30 protein-coding genes are annotated in these 25844 nt (G+C 64.9%); 25 read left to right on the top strand and 5 right to left on the bottom strand.

What is annotated here, in order from left to right:
• The first annotated feature begins 4 nt into the window (after positions 1-4).
• The 6 genes from earP to F0P97_RS09290 all read left to right on the top strand — a co-directional run bounded on the left by earP (position 5) and on the right by F0P97_RS09290 (position 5947).
• Positions 5-1126 (top strand): elongation factor P maturation arginine rhamnosyltransferase EarP, encoded by a 1122-nt coding sequence (gene earP / locus F0P97_RS09315; RefSeq protein ID WP_182286481.1) that lies wholly within the window; start codon positions 5-7, stop codon positions 1124-1126.
• 194 nt (positions 1127-1320) lie between these two features.
• Positions 1321-1875: an elongation factor P gene (gene efp, locus F0P97_RS09310; RefSeq protein ID WP_003056627.1), complete on the top strand. Its 555-nt coding sequence runs from the start codon at positions 1321-1323 to the stop codon at positions 1873-1875.
• A gap of 239 nt (positions 1876-2114) precedes the next feature.
• Positions 2115-3314, top strand: coding sequence for a tyrosine-type recombinase/integrase (locus tag F0P97_RS09305; protein WP_087080893.1), 1200 nt, complete (start codon positions 2115-2117; stop codon positions 3312-3314).
• Positions 3311-4480 (top strand): PDDEXK nuclease domain-containing protein, encoded by a 1170-nt coding sequence (locus F0P97_RS09300; protein ID WP_087080895.1) that lies wholly within the window; start codon positions 3311-3313, stop codon positions 4478-4480. The genes F0P97_RS09305 and F0P97_RS09300 overlap by 4 nt, the downstream gene beginning before the upstream one ends.
• A 326-nt stretch (positions 4481-4806) precedes the next feature.
• Positions 4807-5316, top strand: coding sequence for a RadC family protein (gene radC, locus F0P97_RS09295; protein WP_087080897.1), 510 nt, complete (start codon positions 4807-4809; stop codon positions 5314-5316).
• Positions 5317-5596: 280 nt separating this feature from the next.
• The gene (locus F0P97_RS09290; protein WP_087080899.1) at positions 5597-5947 is read left to right on the top strand and encodes a DUF2958 domain-containing protein; all 351 of its coding nucleotides are present in this window, start codon (positions 5597-5599) and stop codon (positions 5945-5947) included.
• A gap of 54 nt (positions 5948-6001) precedes the next feature.
• Here F0P97_RS09290 and F0P97_RS09285 read toward each other — a convergent pair whose 3' ends face one another.
• Together F0P97_RS09285 and F0P97_RS09280 are read right to left on the bottom strand one after the other, a co-directional pair.
• Entirely contained in the window at positions 6002-6376 is a 375-nt protein-coding gene (locus F0P97_RS09285; protein ID WP_087080901.1) for a DsrE family protein, read from the bottom strand.
• 16 nt (positions 6377-6392) lie between these two features.
• Positions 6393-6749 carry a carboxymuconolactone decarboxylase family protein gene (locus F0P97_RS09280; RefSeq protein WP_087080903.1) on the bottom strand — a complete coding sequence of 119 codons (357 nt, stop codon included), beginning with the start codon at positions 6747-6749 and terminating at the stop codon, positions 6393-6395.
• A gap of 143 nt (positions 6750-6892) precedes the next feature.
• On the opposite strand from F0P97_RS09280, the gene F0P97_RS09275 reads away from it, so the two are divergent.
• From F0P97_RS09275 to F0P97_RS09265, 3 genes are read left to right on the top strand one after another with little or no spacing between them, the layout of a single operon-like run.
• Positions 6893-7204 (top strand): ArsR/SmtB family transcription factor, encoded by a 312-nt coding sequence (locus F0P97_RS09275; RefSeq protein WP_087080906.1) that lies wholly within the window; start codon positions 6893-6895, stop codon positions 7202-7204.
• Between the two features lie 25 nt (positions 7205-7229).
• A complete protein-coding gene (locus F0P97_RS09270; RefSeq protein ID WP_087080908.1) occupies positions 7230-7757 on the top strand; it encodes a rhodanese family protein in 528 nt (175 codons plus the stop codon).
• Between the two features lie 33 nt (positions 7758-7790).
• The gene (locus F0P97_RS09265; RefSeq protein WP_087080910.1) at positions 7791-7988 is read left to right on the top strand and encodes a YgaP family membrane protein; all 198 of its coding nucleotides are present in this window, start codon (positions 7791-7793) and stop codon (positions 7986-7988) included.
• Between the two features lie 215 nt (positions 7989-8203).
• Here the strand turns inward: F0P97_RS09265 and F0P97_RS09260 are convergent, their stop codons facing one another.
• Positions 8204-8512 (bottom strand): hypothetical protein, encoded by a 309-nt coding sequence (locus tag F0P97_RS09260; RefSeq protein WP_087080912.1) that lies wholly within the window; start codon positions 8510-8512, stop codon positions 8204-8206.
• A 653-nt stretch (positions 8513-9165) separates the two neighbouring features.
• Between F0P97_RS09260 and F0P97_RS09255 the strand changes: the two genes are divergently transcribed.
• The 3 genes from F0P97_RS09255 (at position 9166) to F0P97_RS09245 (ending at position 12401) form a co-directional block, all read left to right on the top strand.
• Positions 9166-9993, top strand: coding sequence for a DUF932 domain-containing protein (locus tag F0P97_RS09255; RefSeq protein WP_150584773.1), 828 nt, complete (start codon positions 9166-9168; stop codon positions 9991-9993).
• An 80-nt stretch (positions 9994-10073) separates the two neighbouring features.
• Positions 10074-12128 carry a ParB/RepB/Spo0J family partition protein gene (locus tag F0P97_RS09250; RefSeq protein WP_087080916.1) on the top strand — a complete coding sequence of 685 codons (2055 nt, stop codon included), beginning with the start codon at positions 10074-10076 and terminating at the stop codon, positions 12126-12128.
• A gap of 63 nt (positions 12129-12191) precedes the next feature.
• Positions 12192-12401 carry a hypothetical protein gene (locus tag F0P97_RS09245; RefSeq protein ID WP_087084469.1) on the top strand — a complete coding sequence of 70 codons (210 nt, stop codon included), beginning with the start codon at positions 12192-12194 and terminating at the stop codon, positions 12399-12401.
• 120 nt (positions 12402-12521) lie between these two features.
• Here F0P97_RS09245 and F0P97_RS09240 read toward each other — a convergent pair whose 3' ends face one another.
• Positions 12522-13040 (bottom strand): GNAT family N-acetyltransferase, encoded by a 519-nt coding sequence (locus tag F0P97_RS09240; RefSeq protein ID WP_087080918.1) that lies wholly within the window; start codon positions 13038-13040, stop codon positions 12522-12524.
• Positions 13041-13853: 813 nt separating this feature from the next.
• Here F0P97_RS09240 and F0P97_RS09235 point away from each other — a divergent pair.
• Positions 13854-14168 (top strand): DUF736 domain-containing protein, encoded by a 315-nt coding sequence (locus F0P97_RS09235; RefSeq protein ID WP_087080920.1) that lies wholly within the window; start codon positions 13854-13856, stop codon positions 14166-14168.
• A 45-nt stretch (positions 14169-14213) separates the two neighbouring features.
• Here the strand turns inward: F0P97_RS09235 and F0P97_RS09230 are convergent, their stop codons facing one another.
• On the bottom strand, positions 14214-14504 hold the full coding sequence (locus F0P97_RS09230; protein ID WP_087080922.1) for a helix-turn-helix domain-containing protein: 291 nt from the start codon (positions 14502-14504) through the stop codon (positions 14214-14216).
• A 234-nt stretch (positions 14505-14738) separates the two neighbouring features.
• Here F0P97_RS09230 and F0P97_RS09225 point away from each other — a divergent pair, with 234 nt between their 5' ends.
• The 12 genes from F0P97_RS09225 (at position 14739) to F0P97_RS09170 (ending at position 25835) form a co-directional block, all read left to right on the top strand.
• Complete coding sequence (locus F0P97_RS09225; protein ID WP_182286480.1) at positions 14739-15089, top strand: DUF2958 domain-containing protein; 351 nt, start codon at positions 14739-14741, stop codon at positions 15087-15089.
• A gap of 330 nt (positions 15090-15419) precedes the next feature.
• Positions 15420-16181: a DUF2285 domain-containing protein gene (locus tag F0P97_RS09220; protein ID WP_087080925.1), complete on the top strand. Its 762-nt coding sequence runs from the start codon at positions 15420-15422 to the stop codon at positions 16179-16181.
• Between the two features lie 83 nt (positions 16182-16264).
• Positions 16265-16555 carry a helix-turn-helix transcriptional regulator gene (locus tag F0P97_RS09215; protein ID WP_087084471.1) on the top strand — a complete coding sequence of 97 codons (291 nt, stop codon included), beginning with the start codon at positions 16265-16267 and terminating at the stop codon, positions 16553-16555.
• A 26-nt stretch (positions 16556-16581) separates the two neighbouring features.
• Positions 16582-17439: a replication initiator protein A gene (locus F0P97_RS09210; protein ID WP_087084470.1), complete on the top strand. Its 858-nt coding sequence runs from the start codon at positions 16582-16584 to the stop codon at positions 17437-17439.
• 253 nt (positions 17440-17692) lie between these two features.
• Positions 17693-18331: a ParA family partition ATPase gene (gene parA, locus F0P97_RS09205; RefSeq protein ID WP_087080929.1), complete on the top strand. Its 639-nt coding sequence runs from the start codon at positions 17693-17695 to the stop codon at positions 18329-18331.
• The gene (locus F0P97_RS09200) at positions 18328-18612 is read left to right on the top strand and encodes a chromosome partitioning protein ParB (RefSeq protein WP_087080931.1); all 285 of its coding nucleotides are present in this window, start codon (positions 18328-18330) and stop codon (positions 18610-18612) included. The genes parA and F0P97_RS09200 overlap by 4 nt, the downstream gene beginning before the upstream one ends.
• Positions 18609-19154: a DUF2840 domain-containing protein gene (locus tag F0P97_RS09195; protein WP_150584771.1), complete on the top strand. Its 546-nt coding sequence runs from the start codon at positions 18609-18611 to the stop codon at positions 19152-19154. The genes F0P97_RS09200 and F0P97_RS09195 overlap by 4 nt, the downstream gene beginning before the upstream one ends.
• The gene (locus F0P97_RS09190; protein ID WP_041014141.1) at positions 19151-19747 is read left to right on the top strand and encodes a S26 family signal peptidase; all 597 of its coding nucleotides are present in this window, start codon (positions 19151-19153) and stop codon (positions 19745-19747) included. Before F0P97_RS09195 ends, F0P97_RS09190 begins: the two co-directional genes overlap by 4 nt.
• Positions 19748-20206: 459 nt before the next feature.
• The gene (locus tag F0P97_RS09185) at positions 20207-22180 is read left to right on the top strand and encodes a relaxase/mobilization nuclease domain-containing protein (protein WP_182286479.1); all 1974 of its coding nucleotides are present in this window, start codon (positions 20207-20209) and stop codon (positions 22178-22180) included.
• A gap of 215 nt (positions 22181-22395) precedes the next feature.
• A complete protein-coding gene (locus F0P97_RS09180; protein WP_063598493.1) occupies positions 22396-23739 on the top strand; it encodes a ferric reductase-like transmembrane domain-containing protein in 1344 nt (447 codons plus the stop codon).
• A 14-nt stretch (positions 23740-23753) separates the two neighbouring features.
• A complete protein-coding gene (locus F0P97_RS09175) occupies positions 23754-24419 on the top strand; it encodes a response regulator transcription factor (protein ID WP_012204578.1) in 666 nt (221 codons plus the stop codon).
• Positions 24420-24479: 60 nt separating this feature from the next.
• Positions 24480-25835 (top strand): sensor histidine kinase, encoded by a 1356-nt coding sequence (locus F0P97_RS09170; protein WP_232538171.1) that lies wholly within the window; start codon positions 24480-24482, stop codon positions 25833-25835.
• Positions 25836-25844 lie beyond the last annotated feature (9 nt).

Raw genomic sequence — 25844 nt, 5'->3', positions numbered from 1 at the left:
ACCCATGCCCGATTTCGCACCATTGGCCGTATCCGCCAGCACGCCACAGCATCCATCACTGAGCTGGGACATCTTCTGCCAGGTCATAGACAACTATGGCGACGTGGGCGTGTGCTGGCGCACGGCTGCGGAACTGGCTACACGCGGCCAGCAGGTACGCCTGTGGATGGACGATGCCAGTTCACTGCAATGGATGGCGCCCCGGCCCTGGCCGCCAGGCTTGAGCGTGCATGCCTGGCCCGCGCAAGCCGCAGACGCTCCTGCATCGATCGGCGATGTGGTCATCGAGGCATTCGGCTGCGAGATTCCTGCAGCATTTGTGAACGCCATTGCTGACAAGGCGTCGAAGAGCAAGCCTGCGGTCTGGATCAACCTCGAATATCTCTCGGCCGAAGACTATGTGGAGCGCTGCCATCGCCTGCCCTCACCCATCATGAGCGGCCCCGCCTCAGGGCTGACACGCTGGTTCTTCTACCCTGGCTTTACGGCGGCAACCGGCTCGCTGGTACGCGAGCAGAATCTGGCACAACGCCAGCAGGCCTTCATGGCGCAGCGCGACTCGTGGCGCCACACAGAGGGCATTCAACATGGCGAATGTGCCGTCTCGCTGTTTTGCTACGAGCCAGCCGCCCTGCCCCAGTTGCTCGCGCAGCTCTCGGACAAGCAGACGCTCAACGCCAGGCTGCTGGTGACCCCGGGACGGGCCACGACTGCCGTGCAGGCGCTACCCGAAGCGCAGCAGATGCAGCCGGTCTATCTGCCAGCCCGCCCTCAAGCCCGGTTCGACGAAATGCTCTGGGCCTGCGACCTGAATCTGGTGCGCGGCGAGGACTCTCTGGTCCGTGCACTCTGGGCCGGCCAGCCCATGGTCTGGCAGATCTACCCTCAGCATGACAACGCCCACCACGACAAGCTGAACGCTTTTCTGGACTGGCTCCAGGCTCCGGACAGCCTCAGGCGCTTCCACCACACCTGGAATGGCATGACCGCACCGCAAGCATTGCCTTTGCTCAACCGGCAAATGCTGGACGAATGGGCCTGCTGCATCAGGGCTGCACGCGCCAGATTGATGGAGCAAACCGAACTGATTGCACAGCTTCAAGCTTTTGTCGCCGAAAAAAGCTAAAATCCACGTTTTGCCTCTCTGAGGGCAGTCGCAGCCGGTATGCCGAGCGATCTTGCTTTCGGGGTCGCGCCCCGCCGCGGTACATGCGGCAGGCCCCGCCGCCGCACCTTTGATGCGTTGCTTTCTCCAGCGACCATTGCGAACAGCTTGCCTGCCGTGTAGAGCGGCTCCAACCTTTCAAACGCAAGCAAGCCATGAAAATCGCTCAAGAAATCCGCGCAGGCAATGTGATCATGTTCGGCAAGGACCCCATGATCGTTCTGAAGACCGAATACGCTCGTGGCGGCCGTGGCGCTGCTACCGTGCGCATGAAGCTCAAGAGCCTGATCGGCAACTTCGGCACGGAAAACGTGTTCAAGGCCGACGACAAGATCGACAACGTGATCCTGGACAAGAAGGATTGCACCTACTCCTACTTCGCCGACCCCATGTACGTGTGGATGGACGAAGAGTTCAACCAGTACGAAGTCGAAGCCGAAAACATGGCTGACGCACTGAACTACCTGGAAGACGGCATGACTGCCGAAGTGGTGTTCTACGACGGCAAGGCCATCTCGGTCGAACTGCCCACCACCATCGTGCGCGAAATCACCTGGACCGAGCCCGCCGTCAAGGGCGATACCTCCGGCAAGGTTCTGAAGCCCGCCAAGATCGCCACCGGCTTCGAAGTGGCCGTGCCCCTGTTCGTGTCTCAAGAAGACAAGATCGAAATCGACACCCGTACCGGCGAATACCGCAAGCGCGTGTAATGTGGCGGCAGCTGCCGCAGCTGCTCCCCTGCAAAAAGGCTTCCTTCAGGAAGCCTTTTTTCATTTCACCATGACTCCAGCACCGAACTTCGCTGGACTACGCCGAAGCCCGATACAGCAGGTTTATCAATAACTTAGGCGAGTTCAACATATGCCGGTGCTTTCCGAAACCTGACCTGGCTTCCCCTCTGCTGGCCCCTACAAGGCTCCTGGGAATCGGGTCTTTCCGAGGAGTCATCATGGCGAAAATCAAGCTCACCAAGTCCGCAGTCGATGCGGCACAACCCCAAGCGCAGGCCGTCGAACTCCGGGACACGCTGGTGCCCGGCTTCCTGTGCAAGGTTACACCAGCGGGCCGCAAGGTGTTCATGCTCCAGTACCGCACGAACGCTGGCGAGCGGCGCAAGCCAGCCCTGGGCCTGTATGGGGAACTGACGGTCGAACAGGCCCGCTCGCTGGCCCAGGAATGGCTGGCCGAGGTTCGCCGAGGCGGCGACCCCAGCGCGGCCAAGGCCGCCGCCCGTTCAGCCCCCACGGTCAAGGAGCTGTGCACCAAGTTCATGGAGGACTACTCCAAACAGCGCAACAAGCCCAGCACCCAGCGCGGGTATCAGGCCGTCATCGACCGCTGCATCGTTCCGATGCTGGGCCGTTTGAAGGTTCAGGACGTGAAGCGGCCGGACGTGGCCACGGCGATGAAGAAGATGGCCCACAAGCCCGCCGAGGCCAACCGTGCTTTCAGCGTGATGCGCAAGATGTTCAACCTGGCCGAGGTGTGGGGCCACCGGCCTGATGGCACCAACCCCTGCCGCCACGTCCCGATGTACCCCAACGGCAAGGCTACCCACCTCATCAGCGACGAGGACATGGGCAAGCTGTTTCGGCGACTGGAGCACATCGAAGCCGAGGGTCTGGAGAACTACGTCATCCCGCTGGCGATCCGTCTGCAATTCGAGTTCGCTGGCCGCCGCTCCGAAATCGTGACGCTCCAATGGGATTGGGTGGACATGGACAACCGCCGCGTGGTCTGGCCGGACAGCAAGACGGGTGGCATGTCCAAGCCCATGAGCGAGGAAGCCTATCGGCTGCTCTCGACGGCGCCACGGCAGGAAGGCATTCCCTACGTGCTGCCGTCTCCAAGCCATCCGGGCAAGCATCTGACCACGGGCGAGTATTACAACGGCTGGAGCCGCGCCCTCAAGGCGGCGGGCGCCACGCACGTCGGCACGCACGGTATCCGCCACCGTTCTGCGACCGACATTGCTAACTCGGGCATCCCGGTCAAGGTCGGCATGGCGCTGACGGCGCACAAGACCGTGGCGATGTTCATGCGCTACGTCCACACCGAGGACGATCCGGTGCGCAAGGCGGCTGAACTGGTGGCGAACCGGCGCAAGACGATCACCGAGGCGCAACGTCCCGCAGAGGTGGCAGCATGACCAAGAAGACGCCTGCGGCGGCGGGAGCCGCACCCGCCGCTTTGCCTGCCGGCTACGCCGGCATCCACGGCGGTATCGTGGAAATGCTCGACGCTGCCCGCCAGGCGGCGGCGCGCAGCGTCAATGCGCTGATGACGGCCAGCTACTGGGAGATCGGCCGCCGCATCGTGGAGGCCGAGCAACAGGGCAAGCGGCGTGCGGGGTATGGCGAACAGTTGATGGCCCGGCTGTCCGCCGACCTGACCGCTCAGTTTGGGCGGGGCTTTGGCGTGAACAACCTGGAGAACATGCGGCGGTTCTTCCTCGCATACCCAGTCTCCGAGATTTCCCAGACACTGTCTGGGAAATTGGACAACGAGCTGCCTGATGAGAAATCCCAGACGGTGTCTGGGAAATTGAGCCTCGCCGAGCTGGCGCAAGTGTTCACGCTGCCGTGGTCGGCCTATGTCCGGCTGCTGGTGGTCAAGGATACCCATGCCCGGCGCTTCTACGAAACCGAGGCACTACGCGGCGGCTGGAGCGTGCGCCAGCTTGACCGGCAGATTGGCAGCCAGTTCTACGAGCGCACCGCCTTGTCCAAGGATAAGGCGGCGATGCTGGTCAAGGGAGCTGTGGCGAGGCCCGAGGATGCCGTCACGCCCGACGACGCGATCAAAGACCCGTATGTACTGGAGTTCCTGAACCTCAAGGACGAGTATTCGGAATCCGATCTGGAGGCCGCGTTAATCCAGCGGCTGGAGGATTTTCTGCTGGAGCTGGGCGAAGGCTTCACCTTCGTCGGCCGGCAGCGGCGCTTGCGCATTGACCAGACTTGGTATCGGGTCGATCTGCTGTTTTTCCATCGCAAGTTGCGTTGCTTGGTCATCATCGACTTGAAGCTGGGCAGCCTGACCCATGCGGACGTGGGCCAGATGCACATGTATTGCAACTATGCCAAGGAGCATTGGGCCTATCCCGATGAGAACCCGCCCGTGGGGTTGATCCTCTGCGCCGACAAGGGCCACGCGCTGGCGCGGTATGCCTTGGAAGGTTTGCCGACGAAGGTGATGGCGGCGAACTACCGTACTGTGTTGCCCGATGCCGAGCTGTTGCAGAAAGAGCTGGAAACCACGCGGCGCTTGCTGGAGTCGCGTGTGGTGAAGCAGCCCAAGAAGCTCCGGCAATAACCGGGCGTCCCGGCGTGCCGCCGTCGGGCTCGCGGGCTGCGCCCCGCGCTTCGTGCCGAATCGCGGCCATTCGGCTTTGATCCCTGACGCCTCCGGCCCTCTCGGGCCTGCGCGCTCCGCTTGCCCCCAAAGCCAACTGTGTGCAGTGGGCGGGTGTGGGCGGTCTTGCTGTTCCCTTCACCGTATCACGGCGTTCTCGCCGTCAAGGGCGGCGCGCGCGGGTGCGCGCTTGCGTCCTGGCGGCCGTCTGCGACCCCTGACTGCTTGCGCTGCGCCGTGCTCCCGACGGTTCCGGGCAATTCCGCCCGAGCAACCGGAGCACGATCATGTCGCAACTGTCCTTTTCCTCGTTCGATGCCTCGCTGATGGTGCGTGATGCGCAGGGCGGCTACCTGCTGGCGACGACTGACCAGATTCTGGAGGCTGCGCGCCAGGCCATCGAGCACAAGATGCAACGCGGTGAAGCGTTCAGTTCGCCGGCGGCGGTCAAGGAGTACCTGTGCGCCAAGCTGGCCGGCTACGAGCACGAAGTCTTTGCGGTGCTGTTCCTCGATTCGCAGCATCGCCTGATCGAATACGCCGAGATGTTCCGCGGCACCATCGACAGTGCATCGGTGTACCCGCGCGAGCTGGTCAAGGAGGCACTGCGGCTCAATGCGGCGGCGGTCATCGTGTCGCACAACCATCCGAGCGGGAACCCGGAGCCAAGCGCGGCCGACAGGGCGCTGACCCAGCGGCTCAAGGAGGCGCTGGCGCTGGTGGACGTTCGCACGCTGGATCACGTCATCGTCGCGGGAAGCAGCACTACGTCATTCGCCGAATGCGGTCTGATTTGACCGAGGGGGCTTCGGCCCCCTTTTTGCTGTGCCCGACGGTGCAACTCTGGCCCGCGCGGGCCTGCGCGTGCTGCGCACTTGCCGAAAACCGGGTTGCGTGGAGGTGAGAGGGAGGCGGTCTTGCTGTTCCCTTCATCGTGCCACGGCGTTCTCGCCGTCAAGGGCTGCGCGTACTTGCACGCTTGCGGCCTGCGGCCGTCGTTGACCCCTGACTGCTTGCGCTGCGCCGTGCCCCGGAAGGGTCGGGCAATTCCGCCCGGCATCCTGTCAGGAGTTCATCGTGAACAACGCACTCATCACTAACGAGCAGCGCATCGTGCTGCTGGCCAACGGCCGCGAATCCTTGGAGAACCCCGACTTCGATCCGGCCCCCGTGGTCAAGCTGTTCACGCCGGACGCCGGCGCGACCTGGCTGCTGACCGAGATTGATCCCGATGACCACGACCACGCCTTTGGTCTTTGCGACCTGGGCCTGGGGGCGCCGGAAATCGGCTGGGTCAGCCTGGGCGAACTGGCGACGGTGCGCGGGCGGCTGGGCTTGCCGATCGAGCGCGACCTGTCTTTCCACGCCGAGAAGCGGATGAGCGTCTATGCGTGCGATGCGCGGCTGGCCGGGCGAATCGCTGTCTGATCCCGCATTTGGGCTGCATTGAGCAGCCTCTTGCTCTAGGCGTCAGCCTGCGGCTCAGGCCACCTGCAAAGAGCCTACGGCGCCCATCAGCATATCGACCACATCGGGAGCAGTGATGATCTCGAAGCGCGCGTCCATCTGTTCGGCAGAAAGGCCATTGTGCAGCATGCACGACTTGCAAATGGCCACCCGGCCACCTTCGGCCAGGTATTTGCTCAGCAGGTCGGCCGCGGGCTCGAAGGGCTGACCAATATTGATGCCGTCGGCCGTGCCCGGAACGCCCAGTGCAACGCCCTCGGCCATGAGGATCAGGCAAGCCGAATGGCCCTTGAGCCGCGCGTTAAGCGCCATAGTCAGCGCGACGGTCATCTTGTCGGCGTTGCCAGGGCCGTGGAACAAGGTTGAAACAAAGGCTGCTGTCTGAAGCATGCGTTTTCTCCTTCGCTCAAGCTTGGGCCGGTGCGGAAAATTCATTGAATGCGGCCACTGCATTGGCCGCGTACATGGCCACTGGGCCACCACCCATGTAGATGGCAACGCCCAGGGCCTCGTGGACTTCCTCGGTGCTGGCACCCAGGCGCGCCAGCGCCTTGGTGTGAAACCCGATGCAGCCATCGCAGCGCGCAGCCACCCCCACGGCCAAGGCGATCAGCTCCTTGGTTTTGGGGTCGATGACACCTCCCGCCATGGCGGCCTTGCCCATGTCGCCAAAGCCTTTCATCACGCTCGCCTGGGTCTTGTGCAGTTGGGCCAGGTTGGTCGAGATGGTCTGAGTGAGTGATTTGTAGTGCGGGACGGTCATGGGATAGCTCCTGGTTTCGGGTTGATGAAGTGGATGGGCGCCCCCTGTCCTGCCGCGCGGACAGGGGCTTTCCTGAAAGATATAATTTAGTGCTAGCTAAATTAGACAATGCTAAACTATATGCGTCAACTTCCCCTGAAGACATGACCCAGCGCAAATCCGACATTGAGCTGTTGCAGGACAGCGCCGAGCAGGCAGCGGCATTGCTACAGGCGGTGGGAAACCCCAGCCGGTTGGTGATGTTGTGTCTGCTGATCGTCCACGGTGAGATGACCGTGGGAGCCCTCAACGAGCAGGTGCCTCTGAGTCCATCGGCGCTCTCGCAGCATCTGGCCCGGATGCGCGAGGAAGGTCTGGTGACTTACCGGCGTGAGGCGCAGACGCTGTACTACCGCATCGAAGACCCGAACGTGGCCAAGCTCATCGCCACGCTGAAGGACATCTTCTGTCCTTGATTCCTTTCATTCTGGAACCCACACGATGACCTTGAAGACGCTTTCTCCCGACGCTGCTGGCGCGCTCCTCGCGCAGGGTGCTGTCCTGGTGGACATTCGCTCCGCCAACGAACATGCGCGTGTGCGCATTGCGCAGGCTCGCCACATCCCTTTGGCGAAATTGGCGCAAGGCGCCATGCGCTTCGAGGGGGCGAGCGCCGTCATCTTCCATTGCCGCTCGGGTGCTCGCACGCTGATGAATGCGCAGTTGCTGGACGGCTGTGCGGCCTGCGATACCTACCTGCTCGAAGGCGGGCTCGATGCGTGGAAGCGCGCCGACCTGCCCATCGTCACCGACGCTCGCCAGCCGCTGGAGTTGCAGCGGCAGGTGCAGATCGCCGCTGGCGCAGCGGTGTTCGCGGGGACGGCACTGGGCGCCACGCTGTCGCCGTGGTTTTACGCACTGTCCGGTTTCATCGGTGCCGGCCTGGTATTCGCGGGCGTGAGCGGATTCTGTGGCCTGGCGCGCTTGCTGATGAAGGCGCCTTGGAATCGGAGGGCGTTGTCCAGTTGATTCGTTTCCCTTTTATCTTTCATAGGAGAACTCATGAAATCGAATGTTGGCGGAATTGACCGCGTACTGCGCATTGTGGTGGGCGTCGTGCTTATTGCCTTGGCTGCAACCAATACCGTGGGCTGGTGGGGTTGGCTTGGGGTGGTGCCACTGCTGACCGGGTTGATGGGCGCTTGCCCGGCCTATCGGCTGTTGGGCTTGAACACCTGCCCATTGAAGAAAAGCAAGTAAGCCGACCAGTGCCTCAATACAAAGGCCGCCCTCCGGGCGGCCTTTGCCGCTTTTATCGGCATCAATTACGCCGAGATGTTCCTGGGCTTCATCGACATTGCATCGGTGTATCCGTGCGAACTGGTCAAGAAGGTGCTGGGTCAGTGCCCGACGGCTTGGCGTGATGCCTTCGCGCCCCTGAATGCGGCGACCCGGCCTGTGCCGAATCGCCTCGGTCAACGGTGGCTCTCGGTCGGATGGGCTTCCAGCGTTTCGGGCTGTGAAGTTGCCAGCCATTCCATGAGGGTGTCGATGTCACCGTCCAGTTGATTGCGCGAGGTTTCGGCCATCAAGTACCAGGTCGCGCATCCGTCCGATCCGGCGGCCTTGTTCACCACGGCGTTGAGCTGCGCGCGCCACCTCAGCAATCGCTGCATTTCATCGCCGACTTGCTGGCGGTCGGTCGTCCAGGTCATCGTGGGCAGGAAGATGCCTCGCGGTGGCGGCATGGGCGTTACGGCTTCGGTGTGCGTGTGATCTGACATGCTGTTTCTCCAGAAGTTAGAGATCCCACGGTAGGCATCTGGCTGCAATCGAGCCATCCGAAATGTGCGCTATCTATCTGGTGGAGCTTTCGGCATTGGCGCGTTCGGCTGCCATGTCTGTCGATGCAAGCCCCATGAGCTGCCATTGGGCGTCCCCGGCCCCTGGGAGATGGCCGGTCGCGCTGTCGTGCGCGTGGCGCATCGAGCCGCCTGCGGCGTCTCGCCCCCGTCGGGCTTCCATCGTCCCCTCCCTCCGGTCGGCTGACGCCTCCGGCCCGGATTTCCAGATCCGGGCCTGCGCGCTTGCGCTTGCCGTGCGGTCGGCACACAGGGAAGGCCGTTGCCATGTCCAGCCGTCTTCCCTGACTCCATCACCTTGTCCGCGACTGTAGCCCGCGGCCGTGTGCCGTCAAGGCGCGCAGGGCCGTGTCCTCGCTGCGCTGCGGGCCGCACCAACCCTGCGCTTGTCTCCTTGACGGCCCCCGTCCACGGGCTCCCTTTCGTCGCGGGCGATGAACTCAGGAAAGACGGTGGCAACAGGGCCAACCGGGTTCCTCGTGCCGACCGCACCGAACAGCCGAAAGGCTGGGCTCCGAATCTTGGAATCCGGTGTGCGGTGTGAACAGCAAACCTCTTTTATCAGGAGAAAGACCATGCAACTCGCATCCCGCTTCGCTTCCCGTTCCCCTTCGCTGCGCAGCGACTACCCGCTGTCCGATGACCAGATTCGCAGCGTGGCCCCGTCCATCTTCGCGGACGCCCCGCACGAGAGCCGTTCCGAACGGTACAGCTACATCCCCACCGCCGCCGTCCTGACCGAGCTTCGCAAAGAAGGCTTCCAGCCTTTCATGGTGACGCAAACCCGCGTGCGCGATGAAGGCAAGCGCGAGCACACCAAACACATGCTACGCCTGCGCCATGCCAGCCAGATCAACGGCGCGGAGGCCAACGAAATCGTGCTACTGAACTCGCACGACGGCACGAGCAGCTATCAGATGCTGGCCGGAATGTTCCGCTTCGTTTGCAGCAATGGCCTTGTGTGTGGTGACACCGTGGCCGATGTGCGCGTGCCCCACAAAGGCGACGTGGCCGGTTCCGTCATCGAAGGCGCTTTCGAGGTGTTGAGCGGCTTTGAGCGGGTGAAGGAATCGCGCGACCTGATGCGTGGCATCACCTTGGACGATGGCGAATCCGAAGTGTTCGCCCGTGCTGCGCTGGCGTTGAAGTACGACGACCCCGACAAGCCCGCGCCCATCACTGAATCGCAAATCCTGATGCCGCGCCGGTTCGATGACCGCCGCCCCGACCTGTGGAGCGTGTTCAACCGCACGCAGGAGAACTTGACCAAAGGCGGATTGCATGGCCGCAGCGTCAACGGACGCCGCCAGCAAACCCGACCCGTGCAGGGCATTGATTCCGATGTGCGCCTCAATCGCGCCCTCTGGATTCTGGCCGATGGCCTGCGCCTGTTGAAAGCCTGAATCCCCATGCGGCAGAGGCAGGCAGCAGCCTTTGCCGCGTTCTTCGCTGCTGCATTTCCTAACCGCAAGGAGCTATCACCATGAACGCCATCACCCAAACCGCAGCCCGCGCCATCCAAGCCCCCGCGCTGGAAGCTGCCGACCCGACCAAGAACCTGATTCTGGTTCCGCTGTCGCGGCTGGTGCTGCGCCCCACGGGCCGCAACGTGCGCAAGATCCCGCGCATGTCCATCCCTGAACTGGCCGCGAGCATCCAGCGCGTGGGCCTGCTGCAAAACCTCATCGTGATTGCATCCGCCGATGGCGAGCATTACGAAGTCGTGGCCGGTGGCCGTCGCCTCGCGGCCCTCAAGCTGCTGGCGAAAAAGCACCGCATCGGCAAGGAATGGGAGGTGCCTTGCCTGCTGGTAGCCGATGGCACGGCCCGCACCGCCAGCCTCACCGAGAACGTGCAGCGCGAAGCCATGCACCCGGCAGACCAGTTTGAAGCCTTCGCGGCGCTGGTGGCCGAAGGCCGACCCATCGAGGACATTGCGGCGGATTTCAGCGTTACGCCGCTGGTGGTGCAGCGTCGCTTGAAGCTGGCGAATGTCTCGCCGCGCCTGATGGCGGACTATCGGGCCGATGCCGTCACGCTCGATCAGTTGATGGCCTTGTCCATTACCGACGACCACGCCGCGCAGGAAACCGCGTTCTACGATGCCCCGCAGTGGCAGCGCCAACCGTCCGCGCTGCGCGAACGCCTCACCGAGCGCGAAATCGACGCTTACCGGCATCCGCTGGTGCGCTTCGTCGGGCTGGACGGCTACGAAGCCGCAGGCGGCGGCATCCGCCGCGACCTGTTCGCGGAAGGCGATGCGGGCGTGTACCTCAACGACGCCGCGCTGCTGGAACGGCTGGCGCAAGACAAGCTGGCACGCATCGCCGCCGCTGTCCGCGCCGAGGGTTGGGCGTGGGTGGATGCCACGCCGGGCGTGACCCATGCCGATCTGCACGCCTTCCAGCGTGCTCCGAGGGAACGGCGCGAGCCGAATAAGCGGCAAGCCGCACGCATCGAGAAGCTGCAAGCCAAGATGCAGGAGGTTGCCGAAGCGGTGGATGCTGCGATGGACGCCGACGATGAGGACAAGGCCGACGTTTTGCAGGAGGAAGGCGAAGCCCTGGGCGAGCAGCTGCAGGCACTGGAAGATGGCTTGCAGGACTACGGCGCGAACGTGAAGGCCGCAGCCGGTGCCATCGTCACCATCGACCGCAACGGCGAGGCCGTTATTTATCGCGGCCTGATGCGCGAGGCCGAGGCCAAGGCGCTGCGCACGCTGGAACGGCTGCGCCAAGGGTTCAGCGGCGAGAGCGCCGAGAACGACGACGAAGGCGACACGGAGGATGAGACGCAAGCCCCAGCCATGTCCGACCGGCTGGCACAACGCTTGAGCGCCCACCGTACCGCCGCGCTGCAAATCGAAGTCGCACGACATCCGCAAGCTGCGCTGGCTGCCGTGGTGCATGGCATGGTGCAGGCCGTCTTGCAGGAAAGCCGCTATGGCTTCAAGCGTAGTTCCTTGCCGCTGGGCGTGAGCCTGAAACCGCAAGACCGGCTGGAAGGCATGGCCCCGGATTGGCCTCACTCCGCCGCCGCCGTGGCGCTGCGCGAACTGCAACAGGTGGCGGGCGAAGCCTTGCCGGAGGACAGCGCCGAACTGTTCGCCGCGCTGCTGGCGATGGAGCAAGGCGAACTGGTCAAGCTGCTGGCCGTGTGCGTGGCTTCCACGGTGGACGTGGTGACGCCCCGCGCCACGCCGCACCAGCCCGGCGAGGAACTGGCGCAGGCCGTTAGCCTCGACATGGCCGCATGGTGGCAGCCGACCGCCGAGGGGTATTTCAAGCACGTCCCGAAGGCGGCAGTTCTGCAAGCCGTGGGCGAGTACGCTCCCGATCAGGTTTCCCGGCTGGCGAAGCTGAAGAAGACCGACATTGCCAGCGAAGCCGAGCGGCTGGCCGATGGCACGGGCTGGATGCCTGCCATCTTCAAGGCCCAAGGCCCGCAGGATGCCGCGCAGGAGGTTGGCCCGGAGCAGGACGCCCCGGAGGATGCCGAAGCAATGGCGGATGAACCCGCCGAGGCGCTGGCCGCTTGACCCGCACCGATGGCAAGCGCCCCCAGCCTCGACGGGGGCGCTTCGCTGGAAGGAGAAGCCCACATGAACCGCACCACCACCAGCCGCTCGCGCATGGCGGCGATCTACGCCTCCGGCACGGTACGCGCCCGCCGCTGGCACTGCGATGGTGACGTGCGCGGCTACCGCCCGCCCTCGGGCTGGTCGGCCCGCGCTGACCTCACCGACATTCATCCCATCACGGGCCGCGCCTTGCCGCGTGCCGTGTGGTGGCTCATCGAGACGAAAGAATAACCGCGATCAGCACCGCGCCCAGGCCCTTCCGACCTGGGCGCGGTGAAATGCAAATCCGGGCGCGGCAGTGGCCGCGCCCGGTGTTGAAGCCGAACATCACGCCGCCGCCTTCGCTGGCACTCAGGCGGCGGCGTTGAAGGCACCGCTGTAGTGCGCGATGCCCTCGGGCACAGGCCCATCGAAGGCCAGTGCCATGAAGTAGCCGGGCGGCACGCCCGGCAGTTGCAGGCCCGCATGGGCCTGAAAACCAAAACGCGCGTAGTACGCGGGTTCGCCCAACAGCACGCAGCCTGCGGCCTGCATGGCCCGCAGTTCGGCCAGCGCCTGTTCCATCAGGCGCGAGCCGATGCCTTGCCCCTGTCGTTGCGGCAGGACGGAGATCGGCCCCAAGCCGTACCAGCCTGCGGCCCTGTGGCCGTGGCCATCGGTGATGCTCACCGGCGACAGGGCCACATGGCCGACAACCTGGCCCTGTTCTTCGGCCACGATGGAAAGCGTCAGTTCGTTTGCGTCGCGCAATGTGCGCACGATGAATTGCTCCGCGTGGCTGGTGTGCGGTGCATTGGCGAAAGCGACAATGGTCAGAGCCTCGATGGCCGCGATGTCGTCCGGGGTTTCGTGTCGGAGCTGGATGGTCATGGTGTTCTGCGTTCCCTTCTCAAAATATAGAACGGCCGGGGCGTGTCGGCGCACAGCGCCGCCGGGCTTTGCGGGCTGCGCCCCGTGCCGTCTTCGCCGTCACGGTCATTCGGCTTCAATCCCTCACGCCTTCGCGCCTGCGGCGCTGCGCGCTTTGCTTGCCTCCGGGGGATCGGCACACGGCCCATCCCCGCCGCGCAGGCTTGGCGCCCCTCAATGCCGCCGAACCGGCGATGCCGGATCGGCCCGGCAAGCACCCCGCCGCAATGGACGGGGTGCTGGCGAATACGCTGACGCTTGCTGCGGCAGGTTGCACGGATGCGTGCCGCCTTCCACGCTGGCGGTTCCTGCCCGTCACGTCACGAAGGACGGTTCACGGACAACCTGCCCGGCATCGCCATGAAGTTTCCACGCCACGCCTCAAGACCGGCGCCGCAAGGTGCGGCAGGGGCGTTCTCGCTTGTCGTCGGACGGTTGACCTTGTCCGCGTCAGGAAGCGCACCGGCGAAGCCTTCGGGCGGGGATGCCGAGTCGGCCCTATCTCCTTTCGGAGCGGTTCGGCCCAAGGCGTCCTTGTGTTGTTGTGAATCCTGGCGGTGGCGCGGCTGCGCCTCGGGCTTCATGGCTGCAACCGTCCGGCGAAAACAATTTCCCCGCCGCTGCGCGGCTTCCTCGCGCAGCAAATTCTTTTCGCCTCCCGACTCTCCACTGCGTTGCGACCGCAAGCGGTGCAGCCAGCCCGTCCCCCGCCGGCCGGATCACAACAAGGACGCGATGGGCGCGAACCTTGTTCAACCGAACGGAGAAAACATCATGGCCAACATCGGCACCTTCACCGCAGACAAAGACGGCTTCACCGGCACGCTTCGCACCCTGACGCTCAACGTCAAGGTCAAGCTGGTTCCCAACGACAAGGGCGACAACGAGAAAGCCCCTGACTTCCGCGTCCAGGCCGCCAGCCACGACATCGGCGCAGCGTGGAAGAAGACCAGCGAGGCCGGGCGGGAATACCTGTCCGTGGCCCTCGACGACCCTTCGTTCGCGGCAACGGTCTATGCCCGCCTGATCGAAGGAGAGAACGGCACGCACGACCTGATCTGGTCGCGCAGCAAGCCCCAGGCGGCGTAACCGCCGCAGCGCCCCGCCCGTTGTGGCGGAGCGCGAGGCCCCGCCCTACGTCCTCGTAGCCGCGAGCTGGCCTTCCGTCGCGGCCATCAGCACCGCGGTACTGCATTCAAGCGCGCCGGCGATCTTGAAGATGATCGCCAGCGTGGGCATGTGTTCGCCGCGCTCGACCTTGCCCATGTGGGAGCGCTCGATGCCGGCGAGGTGCGCCAGCGATTCCTGCGCGATGCCGCGCTCCGTCCGCAGCGCGCGCACCGCCGCGCCGAAGGCTTGCGCCAGCTCGGCATCGTAGGTGGTGGCGCCCGCTGGTCGGCCGCGCTGGATGGATCGCCTCTGCATAGACAGAAGCGTCAATTCGCAGCACAATTAAAACCACGTTATCTTTAACTCATTCATGCTTTTGGCCCTTATTCGTGCTTTTACGGAAATCCGCTTCTGCGGATTCCGGCAGAACCGGAAAACCGCCAACGTTCCTTTGCAGATTTCTACAATTGAGCCTTTGCGCTTTCGTGTTTCCACGCTTTGGCGTGGATGTGCAAAACCGACTTTCCGCGTTGGAACAGGAGCACCACGATGAATGCTCCCCTCGACACCGATGCGCAGCGTGCCGCGCTGCTGGAGAACGGGCGGCGGGCCGCCGCCGGTGAACCGTACGACCCGTTGCCGGTTGTGCGGCTGTTCACTCCCGACGCGCACGCCACCTGGCTGCTGACCTCGCTCGATCCCGTCGATGGTGACACGGCCTACGGCCTGATCGACCTGGGAATCAGCATGCCCGAGCTGGGGACGGTGAAACTTTCCGACCTGGCTTCCATCGTCGGGCCGAACAAGCTGCCCGTGACGCGAGATTTGCATTTCCAGGCGATGCGCCCGCTGTCGGAATATCTGCGCCTGGCGCAGGAAAACGGTTCCGTCGTCGATTGAACCGCTCGCGCTACGACCAAGCCGGGCGCATTCAGACTATTTCGGTCTTGCTCCAGACCTTTCCAGTCTGAATCAGCACTCTTGCACCAAACCTGTGCGTGCGTGGCGGAATCAGCCACGATCTCTCATGCGGCTTGCGGCACGGTGTCAGTACCGCATGACGTTTTTGGTGCCATGCGGCCGTCGCATTCGGACGGATTACGCAATATGCCGGAGCCAACCAGTCTTGACACCAACCGTTACAGCTTAACCGGATTTTCACCTTGATTTAATGCTCCCGCATGTTTGACGCCGTGGCGACGTTCCTGCTGTTCGACGGGAGCTTTGGTCATGGTCAATCCTCATCATGTCGCGCACTGGTATCCCACTGCGGCTTACCTCTATGTCCTCTGGCTGGATGCGCTTGCGCTGGCTTGGGAGTACCTGCGCAGGCACCCCGAATACCGGCTCGACTGGCTGCGCCGTGCACGCCGCCCCGATGCGGCGCATCGCTGGGGCTTGCGCGTGCTGGAAGACCCGGCGCTGGATGCGCGCGACGCGCATCCGGCATGGCAGCCCCGCCAAGCTGATGTGGTGCAGCTCTACCCCGATGCCGATCCGCCTGTGGATGCCGAGCCCTTCACGTTCTGGCGTATCCCCGGCCACAAGCAACTTCTCCACGATGGCAAGGGACTGGCGCTGATCGCGTGCAGCCCCGGCCAGTGCCTGCGCTTCGCGCTCGCGGCTGGCCTCGAAGATGGCATGGCCGTGGCCTATGCCCAGCGGAGCGGCACTGCCGTGCCTGTGCGCGCTCATGCACGCGGCGCGACCTTCGCCGCTACCACACCCAGACCAGCACCTTCCGCGCTGCTGGAGCTGCACACCTTGCAGGCGCTCGACGCGACCCTGGCGGGCGCATCCTTGCGCGACGTGGCCGAAGGCTTGTTCGGCGTGGACGCCGCAGCCGGTTGGTACAGCGATGGCGGCTTGCGCTCCAAGGTGCGCCGCCTGGCGCGGCGCGGCGATGCGCTGATGCGCGGCGGCTATCACCGCTTAGCACAGCTTGCGCCGCTTGAGAAGGGTCGTTTTGATGAGGATGCAAAACGACCCTGAGCAGAAGGGCCTCGTTTTCTGAGACTGCCTCCATCCGGTTGCGCTGTGTGGCCGGAGCTTTGAAAGCTATGGAGGTACACACCATGCGTCCCGCTCCCTTGCGGCCTGCCGCCGCTTCCGCCACTGCCTCGACCACCGCTGCGCAGCCGCAGCGTTACCTCACCAACGACGAAGCCGCCGACTACCTGCGCCTGTCGCCGCGAACGCTGGAGAAACAGCGCGTGCTGGGTGGTGGCCCCAAGTTCCGCAAATTCGGCCGCCGCGTCATGTACGCCGTGGCCGACCTCGATGCCTGGGCTTCAGAGCGCAGTTTCGAGAGCACATCCGATCCCGAATACGCCGAGCAGCATTCGGCGGACAGCCGTGCGCGCTGATCGCTTGCGCGCGGATGGCCTTCGCCATGTCCAGCCCTGCGCTGCCGTCCCGGCAGCGGCCCGTGCCAGAGCGCGAACAGCTCGACCTGTTCCGCGCCTTGCCGGGCGACATGGCGCCGCGCGACAGCCAGGACTTGATGGCCTTTCCGTTCTTCTCGCTAGCGAAGTCGCGGCGCGTGGCGCCGATCGACTTCCGCGCCAGCGGCATCACGATCCGCGTGGAGGGCACGCAGGAGCACGGCATCGCCACCATTTGGGATGCGGACGTGCTCATTTGGGCAGCTTCGCAGATCGTGGAAGCACGCGACGCGGGCTTGCGCCCGTCGCGGCTGATGCAGGCCACGCCCTACGAGATCCTGCGCTTCATCGGGCGCGGTACGTCGCTGCGCGACTACCAACGCCTCAAGGCGGCCTTGGATCGCCTCCAATCCACCACGGTGGCCACGTCCATCCGGGAGACCACGGGAAGACGGCTGCACCGCTTCTCGTGGATCAACGAGTGGAAGGAACTAGCCGATGCCAAGGGCACGCCCTTGGGGCTGGAGCTGATCCTGCCGGACTGGTTTTACGCGGGCGTCATGGATGCCGCACTGGTGCTGTCCATCGACCCAGCGTATTTCCGGCTCACGGGCGGGATCGAGCGCTGGCTGTACCGGCTGGTGCGCAAACACGGCGGGCGCCAGCCGGGCGGCTGGCAATTCGATTTCCGGCACCTGTATCGGAAATCGGGCAGCGCCACGCGCTTCTCGGATTTCGCCTACGACCTGCGCGCGCTGGTCGCGCGGCAGTCGATGCCCGGCTACGTCCTGGGCATCGAGCGAATGCCGGACAACGGCGCCGAGCTGCTGACCTTTCGGCCCGTGCCGTTCATGGCACGGGGATAAACGGTGCGTTGCCTGTGGACAGACTCGTGCTATCAGGAGTACGGGGTATCGTGCTATCGGGAGTACGACTCTCGTGCTATCAGGAGTACGAATCGCCCGCAAACCCAATAACGGCGCGGGTTTGCGGCCCTTCTAACTTCCCTAACTTAAAACCTCTAACTGGTAGTAGAAGCGCCGCGCGCCGGTGGAAAACCGCTGAGCGGCACCACGCACAGCAGCAACAGCCGGGCTTTCCAACACGGAGGGCCAGGCCATGATCGTCGCGCTGCTCAACCAGAAAGGCGGCGTGGGCAAGACCACGCTCGCCACCCACATCGCCGGTGAGCTGGCGATGCGCGACCAGCACGTCGTTCTGCTGGACGCCGACCCGCAGGGTTCATCGCTGGACTGGACACAGCGCAGAAGCCAGCAAGGCTTGCCACGGCTGTTCAGCACCGTGGGCCTCGCACGCGAAACGCTGCACCAGGAAGCGCCAGAACTGGCCCGTCGCGCCGATCACGTCGTCATCGACGGCCCGCCACGCATCGCGGCGCTGGCGCGCTCCGCGCTGCTGGCGGCCGAGCGCGTGCTGATCCCCGTGCAGCCCAGCCCCTACGACCTGTGGGCCAGCGCCGAGATGGTGGCGCTGATCCGCGAAGCGCAGGTGTTCCGGCCTGCGCTACGCGCGGCCTTCGTCATCAACCGGCGCGTGAGCACCACCGTGATCGGACGCGAAGCGCGCCAGGCGCTCGCCGACCAGCCGCTTCCTGCGCTGCGCTCGGAAGTGCATCAGCGCATCGTGTTCGCCGACAGCGTGGCCGCTGGTCGGCTTGCCCGCGAGACGGCGCCCGACAGTACCGCCGCGCGAGAAATCACCGCGCTGGTGGACGAACTTCTGCGGTGGCCGACATGACTGCGAAGCCGCCACCCAGCAGCAAACGCACGGCCAAGCATGTCTGCATCGGCGCGCGTCCGCCTGCGAATCCGCACGCCGAGGCGTGGATTCGCCAAGGCGATGCCGATGCGCTGGGTAAGGGCGACCTCTACACGGCCCGCCTGACCCTCGACATCACGCCCGCGATGCGGGCGCGCATCAAGGTATCGGCCTTCACGCAAGGCGTGACAGTGGCCGACTTGCTGCGCGCGCTGCTGGAGCGGGAGTTTCCAGAACACCGCAGGGAGAACACACCATGATCGCATCCGCTTTGCCTGCCGCTGACGCGGCCACGGCTGCAACGTCGCCATCACTCCCAGCACGTGCGGCGCGGCCTATCTCAACGCCGCTGACGCGCGTTTCGCTGGCCTTCCTGGAGCACCGTTTCAAGCTCTATCTGCGCTTTGGCGAACCGGCGCGCACGCTGCGGCTCGATCGCTGGCGCAGTCTCGCCGTGTTCATGCCCAACGCCGTGTTCTGCCGCATTCGCTGGCAGGCCAACGACTACGGCACCGTGCGCTGGCAGCTCATGGTCATGCAGGCGTGCACGCCGCTCGATGCAGCGCAGCGCATCCCCGGCGTGCAGCCGGGCGCGCGCCTGGTGCTGCACGCCGAGGGCGAGAACCAGGTGCGCGCCGTGCTGGAACGCATCGACGCCATCGAGGCGCTGGGCATCACGCCCGCTGCCGCTTCGCCCGCGTACTGGCGCACGCTCGCCAACCGGCTCGCTGCGCGCCTGCCGCTGCCCGAATACACCGCCGAGCGGCACTCCGCTTGGCTCGCCGGGAGGGCACTGCCATGACCGCCGTTTCCACTTCCGGCACCACGCCGCATCCTCGCTCGCACCGCGCACGTTTGCGCGCTCGCCTCGTGTTGGCGGGCCTGTCCGCCTGCGGCCTCGCTGCGCTGGCCTGGGCGTCCTTCGTGCATCCACTGCCGCGCCTGACCTACAACCCGTCCGACAGCGTGGCGGTCGGCTGGTATCGCGTCGATCCGCTCGACCCTCGCGCCAGCTCGCCGCCACGTCCGTTGTCCGTGGGCAGCATCGTGCTGGTGCCGCTGCCCGCCGAGGCTGCCGCGCTCGCTGCGCAGCGCGGCTACCTACCAACGCGCATCTCGCTGCTCAAGCGCGTAGGTGCGGTGGCGCCGCAAGAGGTGTGCATCGCTGACGGCAGCGTCCGCATCAACGGCGTGCCTTCGGCCGCCGTGCTGCCTGCCGACCGCTGGGGCCGCCCGCTGCCATCCTGGCAGCAGTGCCGCCGCCTTCGGCCTGGCGAGCTGTTCCTGCTCAGTGTCACCAATCCGGCGTCGTTCGACAGCCGGTATTTCGGGCCGGTCAGCGCATCCGCCGTGATCGGCGTCGCGCATCCGGTCTGGCTGGAATCCCGCCCATGATGGCCGTCGATTCGCTGCACGTTGCCGTGCATCTCATCGTGCCATCGGGCGTGTCGTCCTGCTGGTCGTCGCCGTGTCGTCGCGCGTGCAGTGCGGGTGCCAATCCTGCGCATTGGGCACCGCACTTCGCGCTGCCTTCGGCGCAGCCGTCCAACGTGCAGGCGTCTTGCCTCGAACGCGCCCGGCCTGCGGCCGTGTCCGCGTTCGCCGGCGCGCTGGCTGCTCGCGCAGCAGCGCCGCCGGGCCGCCGCTGCTCCGAGCGACAGCGAGGGGCAAAGGCGGAAGGCAAGACAAAAGGGGGCGGCACCTGTCGGCCCGCAAAGCCAGTCTGCACGTGGGGGGGCGAGGCACGCAGCGGCTTTGCCGCCGTGCTGCTTGTGGCGCGAAGCCCGCGCCAATGCAGGCATGTCCGCGTGCTTCGCACGCCCGGACACGCCAGAGTTTGCAGGGAGCGCAGGCATGACCAACCGCCGCGACGATGATTTCCGCATCCGCCCCAGCGCACCGAAGAACCGGGGCCAGGGCTTCGTATCCAAGGTGCTCCAGCAGGCAGGCAAGGCCAGCGGCGGCAAGTCCACGGTGCGCCGTCCGGCGTCGGCTCATGGCACCGGCCAGCGTCCCGGCTCGCGCCTGGGGCGCGGCCACACGGCAGCTCGATTCGCCGGGGCGAGGCTGACGCCCATGTCCCGGCGCGTGACCATCAAGACCTTGCTGGTGAATCACCAGCGGGCCAGCCCGCAGTCGCTCGCCAAGCACCTGCGCTACATCGAGCGCGATGGCGTGGGCCGCGACGGCGAGCCGGGCCAAGCCTACGGGCCGCAGACCGATACCGCCGACCTCGACGCCTTCAAGGAACGCTGCGCCGACGACAGGCACCATTTCCGCTTCATCCTCTCGCCCGAAGATGGCGCGGAACTGGAAGACCTGCGCACCTACACGCGGCACCTCATGGGCCGCATGGAGGCCGACCTGGGCACGGGCCTCGACTGGGTGGCCGTAAACCATTGGAACACCGACAACCCCCATACCCACCTGATCGTGCGCGGGCGCGATGACACCGGCAAAGACCTCATCATCGCGGGCGATTACATCGCCGACGGCTTCCGCCACCGGGCCGCCGATCTGGCGACCGAGTGGCTGGGGCCGCGCACCGAGCTGGAGATCCAGCAGACCTTGCAGCGCGAGGTGGGGCAAGAGCGGTGGACGAGCCTGGATCGCACCTTGAAGCGCGAGGCCGGCGAGGATGGCCGCGTGCAGATCGAACGCTTCAACGAGCCGAACTTGCAACGCCAGCGCCTGCTGCTGATTGGCCGCCTGCAACGCTTGCAGCGCCTGGGCTTGGCCGACGAGACGCAGCCGGGCGCCTGGGCCGTCCATGCCGATGCGGAGAAGACCCTGCGCGCCCTGGGCGAGCGTGGCGACATCATCCGCACCATGCAGCGGGCAATGAGTGGGAAGCCGCGCGAACTGGCGGTATTCGAGCCTGGAGACAATGGCAGAACCATCCTCGGGCGCGTGGCCGCGAAGGGGCTGGCCGACGAACTGCGCGACCGGGGCTATCTGGTCATCGACGGCGTGGACGGCAAGGCCCACTACGTCGCCCTGAACGCCCGCGACGAGCTGGCGAACTACCCGACCGGGGCCGTGGTGGAGGTGAAGGGATCGACCGACGTGCGCGCGGCCGACAGGAACATCGCCGCGCTGGCGAGCGATGGCCTGTACCGCACCGATCATCACCTGGCCGTGGCGCAGGGGCAGGCCGCACCGGGCCGTGACCCGCAGGAGGTCGTGGCCACCCATGTGCGCAGGCTGGAAGCCCTGCGCCGGGCTGGCATCGTGGAGCGCGTGGCCGAAGGGCTATGGAAGGTGCCGGGCGACCTGCCAGAGCAAGGCCGCCGCTACGACGCGCAACGGCTGGGCGGCGTGGCCGTGGAGCTGAAATCGCACCTGCCCATCGAGCGGCAGGCGCGCGTGATCGGGGCCACCTGGCTCGACCAGCAGTTGATCGACGGCGGCTCGGGCTTGGGCGACCTGGGCTTTGGTGGCGAGGCCAAGCAGGCGATGCAGCAGCGCGCCGACTTCCTGGCCGAACAGGGGCTAGCCGTGCGGCGCGGGCAGCGTGTGATCCTGGCGCGCAACCTGCTGGGCACGCTGCGCAACCGGGAACTAGCGCAGGCCGCGAAGGACATTGCCGGCGAAACCGGCCTAGAGCATCGCCCGGTGGCCGACGGGCAACGCGTGGCCGGCATCTACCGGCGAAGCATCATGCTTGCCAGTGGGCGTTATGCGATGCTCGACGACGGCATGGGGTTTTCGCTGGTGCCGTGGAAGCCGGTGATCGAGCAGCGGCTGGGGAAGCAACTGGCCGCGACGGTGCGCGGCGGCGGGGTGTCATGGGAGATTGGGCGGCATCTGGGGCCAACCATTTCTTGAGTCAAGGTAATGCCACAAGCCGGCGGAAAAAATTAGATCCTATTCATTGATGATTGATCAATCCAAAGCGTTTCCAAAGGTTGGGATGTCAGAATTAAAATTTTCTGTAATTGCGGATACATGGTCACATTCAAAGGCACGCTATCGCTTATCTGGATTGATGGTTTCCGACCAGTACCGCATGCGCCTTCCGCAGAATTTGGGGCAAATCCACGATGAAGAGAATAATTTGGACGTTCTGGGTTTTTGCGCTGGCATTGAGCGCTCTATGGTTTTTTGCCGATACGCTGTGGCCTGCACAGTCCAACTACTTCGCCCTGCGGACGGTATGGATTCAATACAGCGGCGTACTGGCCATCGGCACGATGTCCGTGGCGATGGTGCTGGCCACGCGCCCTGCGTGGCTGGAGCCCCGCTTGAACGGACTGGACAAGATGTACCGCCTGCACAAGTGGCTCGGCATAGCCGCTCTGGCCGCCGCAACAGTGCACTGGCTGTGGGCGCAGGGCACCAAGTGGGCCGTGGGCTGGGGCTGGCTGACGCGCCCGGCGCGCAAGCCCCGCGCAGAGGCTGATTCAATGGGCTCCATTGAATCGGCGTTGCGCGGCTGGCGCGGGCTGGCCGAAGACTTGGGCGAATGGGCCTTCTACGCCGTCGCGGTGCTACTGGTACTGGCGTTGCTCAAGCGCTTTCCATACCGGCTGTTCGCCAAGACGCACCACTGGATGGCAGCGATCTACCTGGTGCTGGCCTTCCACACCTTGGTGCTGGTGCAGTTCACCTACTGGGCGCAGCCCGTGGGCTGGGCTTTGGCTATGCTGCTGGCGAGCGGCACGGTATCGGCGGTGTGGGTGCTGCTGGGCCGGATCGGCGCGCAGCGCACCGCGCGCGGCGTTATCGAGTCGCTGCAAGCCTACCCGGCGCTGAATGTGCTGGAAACCACCCTGCGGATGGATCCGGGTTGGCCCGGCCACCGGCCCGGGCAGTTTGCCTTCGCTATGTCCAACCCGAAAGAAGGCCCGCACCCCTACACGCTGGCCTCAGCCTGGGTGCCGGAAGACCGGCGCATTACCTTCATCACCAAGGCGCTGGGCGACCACACCCGCCGGCTGCCTGAGCGCCTACGGGTCGGCGACCGGGTAACGGTCGAGGGGCCTTACGGCTGCTTCACTTTCGACGACGGGCGTGCCCGCCAGATCTGGATCGGTGCTGGCATCGGCATCACGCCGTTCATCGCGCGCATGAAGTTCCTGGCGCAGCACGAGGGCCAGGACGCACGTCCCATCGATTTGTTTCATCCGACGAGCGACGTTGATCCGAAGGCCATCGAGAAACTGCGCGCCGACAGCCAGGCGGCCGGCGTTGCGCTACACCTGTTCATCGACAAAAAGGACGGTCGCCTGACAGGTGAGCGCCTGCGTGCCATGGTGCCGGGTTGGAAAGACGCCAGCGTCTGGTTCTGCGGCCCCACGGCCTTCGGCCGCGCGTTGCGCGCCGACCTGCTGGCCCAGGGGCTGGAGCCGGAGGCGTTCCACCAGGAGCTTTTCGAGATGCGCTGAATGGAAGAAAGCATATGCGCGTATTGATCGTGGAAGACTCGCAAACGCTGGCCGAAGCCCTGAGCCAGAGCCTTCAGTCGGAAGGCTATGCCTGCGATACAGCAGCCGATGGCGTGTCCGCGCTGAAGTTTCTTGCCAGCTACCGGTACGACGCCATTATTCTGGACTTGATGCTGCCCCGGCTGGACGGCTTTGGCGTGTTGCGCGCATTGAGCCGGGAGGCCCATGCCGCACCGGTGTTGGTGCTCTCCGCGCGCGAGTTGCTCGACGACCGGGTGCGGGCCTTGGATGCGGGTGCCGATGACTACCTGACAAAACCCTTCGAGCTGGCCGAACTGCTGGCTCGCCTGCGGGCGCTGGTGCGGCGTCCGCCGCAACGGGACGTTCCAGTTCTGCGCCACGGCGATCTGGAAGTCGATCCGCGCTCGCGCACCGCGAGGTTCAAGGGCATTGATCTTGGGCTCACGCCGAAGGAATATGGACTACTCGACTTGCTGCTGCGTCGGCGCGGCGCCACGCTGTCGCGCCCGCAGATTTTTGAACATTTGTACGACAGCCGCAGCGATGCATCGGACAAGGTGGTGGAGGTGATTGTCAGCACCTTGCGAACCAAGCTCGCCCAGTGCGGCCTGGATGAACTGATCGTGACACGACGTGGCTTCGGCTACATACTGCCCTGAACGATGGTACGTCCCGATTCCGAAGCCCTCTCTGATACGAGTCAAGGCAGATCCTGGTCCTTGCAGCGGCGGCTGGCTGCCAGCCTCGTGATCTGCATTGGAGGAACCTTCGCGATCCTGTTTCCCGTCCTCGACCACTGGATCGACCACGAAATCTACCGACGGATGGATACCACCCTGATGCAACGATCAGCGGCGGTGGGGCGCGTGCTGCAGGAGTTGGATGCGAGAAAGCTCGAAAGCCTCATGCCGGAATACGAGCCTGGCGGGCATACCGAGTTCTTCACGATCTTCGATCCGCAGACCCACCGGGCCTTGCTGCGTTCGCCCAGCAGTGCTGGGGCCGAGCTGGCGCTTGGACCGGTGGAGCAAGGCACCCCACGCTACTACGACGTGATACTCCCGGACGGCCACGCGGGCCGCGCGCTGGCGACGCGCGTGCCGGTAAGAGGTGAGGAATCTCGATTGCTGGTTGTGGCAACAGAACGTCGGGATTGGGATCAAACCGAGCGGCGCATCCACTTCACGCTCCTGGGCGGTATCGCACTGGCGACGCTCCTGGCCACAGGCCTGGCGCTGCTCATGGTTCGGCGCATCGTGGTCATGCTGGAGCGCGTCGGCGTGCAACTGGCCGACCTGCGTTCGGATCGGCCGATTGCGCGGATCGGAGCGGACTTTCCACGCGAACTGCGGCCGTTTGCCGAAGCCTTCAATCAGGGCTTGCATCACCTGTATGCGGCCATTGCCCGCGAGCGCCGCTTCTCCCGCGACGTGGCCCACGAGTTGCGCACGCCCTTGGCAGAAATCCGCATCAGCGCAGAAAGCGCTTTGATCGATGCCGACCCGACCCGAATCCAGCGCGCCCTGAATGCAACGATCCAGGCCAGTTCACGCATGCAGCGCAGTGTGGACACTCTGCTGTTGTTGGCGCGGCTTGAATCCGGCCAACACACACTTGCGCTTGATCCTCTGGATCTAACAGCTTTGCTGCAAGAGTTGCTGGCGGGATTCAACGTCCAGCAAATGGCACCCAAGTCACCTATCCGTGTGACTTTGCCTGAATCGGCATGGGTGCAAAGCGATCAGGGCGTGATCGAACGCATCGTCTCCAACCTCTTGCGCAATGCCATTGAATACGCGCCCGAAGGCGACGACATTCAATGTAGGCTGGAGCGCGCGGCTTCCGGCTGGATGTTGACCATCGTCAACACAGCTCCCAATTTGCAGGCATCCGATCTGGATCAATTCGGACTTCGCTTCTGGCGCAAGGATTCCGAAGGTGGCACGGCGCACCACGCCGGGCTGGGACTTGCACTGGCTCTGGCGCTCGCGCATGCCATAGACCTGCCGCTGGCGTTCTCACTGGACAACGGTCGGCTGTCCGCACGGCTTGGCCCTTGGCCACCGCTGCTCTGAGATTGACGA

This window comes from Comamonas testosteroni, assembly GCF_014076415.1.
GTDB classification, from domain to species: Bacteria; Pseudomonadota; Gammaproteobacteria; order Burkholderiales; family Burkholderiaceae_C; genus Comamonas; species Comamonas testosteroni_F.
This window is presented reverse-complemented; position numbering and strand designations above follow the sequence as displayed.